The sequence below is a fragment of the Mesorhizobium sp. M7A.F.Ca.CA.004.12.1.1 genome, assembly GCF_003997835.1.
Classification (GTDB): Bacteria; Pseudomonadota; Alphaproteobacteria; order Rhizobiales; family Rhizobiaceae; genus Mesorhizobium.
In genome coordinates this window covers 1-1,851 of record NZ_RZRK01001027.1, presented here as the reverse complement: position 1 = coordinate 1,851, position 1,851 = coordinate 1, and the positions used below count along the sequence as shown (strand labels likewise).

The 1,851-nt window shown below is 64.8% G+C and carries 2 protein-coding genes, 1 pseudogene and 1 riboswitch; of the genes and pseudogenes, 2 read left to right on the top strand and 1 reads right to left on the bottom strand.

The annotated features are described in order from the left end of the window. Positions 1–240 (bottom strand): AraC family transcriptional regulator (locus EN984_RS33150; RefSeq protein WP_164765856.1); only part of this gene is annotated, 240 nt, incomplete at its 3' end. A 255-nt stretch (positions 241–495) separates the two neighbouring features. After that, positions 496–703: riboswitch (cobalamin riboswitch) on the top strand. Between the two features lie 161 nt (positions 704–864). On the opposite strand from EN984_RS33150, the gene EN984_RS33145 reads away from it, so the two are divergent. Then, complete coding sequence (locus EN984_RS33145) at positions 865–1,653, top strand: ABC transporter ATP-binding protein (protein ID WP_127267057.1); 789 nt, start codon at positions 865–867, stop codon at positions 1,651–1,653. A 49-nt stretch (positions 1,654–1,702) separates the two neighbouring features. Then, positions 1,703–1,851 (top strand): annotated as a pseudogene (locus tag EN984_RS39565) (ABC transporter substrate-binding protein); the annotation flags it as partial.

Genomic DNA, 1,851 nt, shown 5'->3' with positions numbered 1-1,851 from the left:
GTTGTAGCCGGCGTCGAGCGCGACGGCGAGGATGTCGGGCGCCCCGCCCGCCAGCTTGCGCGCCGCCTCGGTCAGCCGGCGTGAGCGCATGTAGCCCATCACCGACCGGCCGGTGGCGGCGCCGAAGGCGCGCGTCACATGAAAACGCGACACGCCGCTGTTTTGCGCGACATCATCAAGCGAGATCGCCTCCGGCAGATGGCTTTCGACGAACCACAGCGCTTTCTCGGTCGGGTCCATTTTCTCCTCGCATTGGCCAGATCATCCTGCCGTTTCCTGGCGCAGCCAGTTTGATCGAAATTGCGCATCCCGTGCAATCTGCGCCGATGCCGGTCGCCATCCGGCCAACCGCCCCATGAGCTTTCGCTTGACAGCGACCGGCGTCATCTCTTAGGTATGTTATATTATTACATAAAGAGAGCATGCGATGCCTGTTTCCCTTAGCTGGCCCACCACTCCGTCCGAGAAATCCATTGCGAAGCGATCGGCGCAAATCTACGCTGAAGCGGTGATGGTCCCCGAGTCGAAAGGCGAGGGGTGAAAAGGGAACACGGTGAGGCCTGCTCAGGTCGAGACCGTGGCTGCCCCCGCAACTGTAAGCGGCGAGCAAAATCCGTGAATGCCACTGGCCGGCAAGGCTGGGAAGGCTGGATGGCGCAACGACCCGTGAGCCAGGAGACCTGCCATCACTGAGTTGACCGGACGGGGTGTGCCGGGAGGAAACGCGAATCCCGGTCTTGTCGGCCGGTTCGCCAGCTTCCTTCCGTCGCCAGTTTTGGAAAGTGACGGAAAGTTGGACGGCTCCATCCATCGCATCGTCGTATATACGCTTTGCCGTCCCGGCAAGCCGGCGGGCAGCAGCCGATGACCGTAGCGCTTCTCGAAGCCCGTGACCTCTGCGTCACGGCGAATGGGCGGGATCTGGTTCAGGCGGTCAGCTTCTCGGTGGCCGCCGGCGATCGCCTTGCCATCATCGGTCCCAACGGCGCCGGCAAGACGACGCTGCTGCGCATGCTGTCGGGCATGCTGCGTCCGAGCTCCGGCGAGGTGAAGCTCGGCGGGCGCCGCCTGGACAGGATTTCAGCCGCCGAACGGGCGCTGCACATTGCCGTGGTCGGCCAGACCGACCAGCCCGATCCGCGGCTGGCGGTGATCGACTATGTCGAGCTTGGCCGGGTTCCGCACGCCGGGCTGCGGCGCAGGAGCGAGGAGCGCGAGATCGTCGTCGATGCACTGCGCCGGACCGGCCTGCTGCCGCTATTTGGCCGCACCATCGGCTCGCTGTCGGGCGGCGAGCGCCAGCGCGCCCAACTTGCGCGCGCCATCGCCCAGCAGCCAAAAATCCTGTTCCTCGACGAGCCGACCAACCATCTCGACCCGCGTGCCCGCGGCGAACTGCTCGACCTCGTGGCAGGCTTCGAGATGACGGTGATCGCGGTGCTGCACGATCTGGCGCTGGTGGCACCGTTCGCCACCAGGGTGGCGGTGATGAACCATGCCCGTCTGCAAGCGCTCGCCGCACCGCGCGAAGCCCTGACCCAAAAGCTGATCCGCGAGATTTTCGGCATCGATGTGCTGCGTCTGCGCCATCCGACCGAAGACCGCGAACTGACGGTGTTCGATGTGCCGAACCGTGCCGCGCCGCCGACGTGATTGAAGCCATCTCGTAGTCGACCCAATCCCATCCACAAGGAGCAAACCCGTGAAACGCCTGGCCTTTTCGCTTGTCTTCTCGCTGCTGGCCTCGACAGCCCTGGCCTTCCCGGTCACGGTCGACAGCTGCGGCAAGCCGCTGACCTTCGATGCGCCGCCGAAGCGCGCCGTCATCCAGGATCTCAACATGGCCGAGAT

Bases quoted from the DNA above. Each gene is read 5' to 3' on its own strand.
- EN984_RS33145 (WP_127267057.1), top strand. From the start codon at position 865: ATGACCGTAGCGCTTCTCGAAGCCCGTGACCTCTGCGTCACGGCGAAT.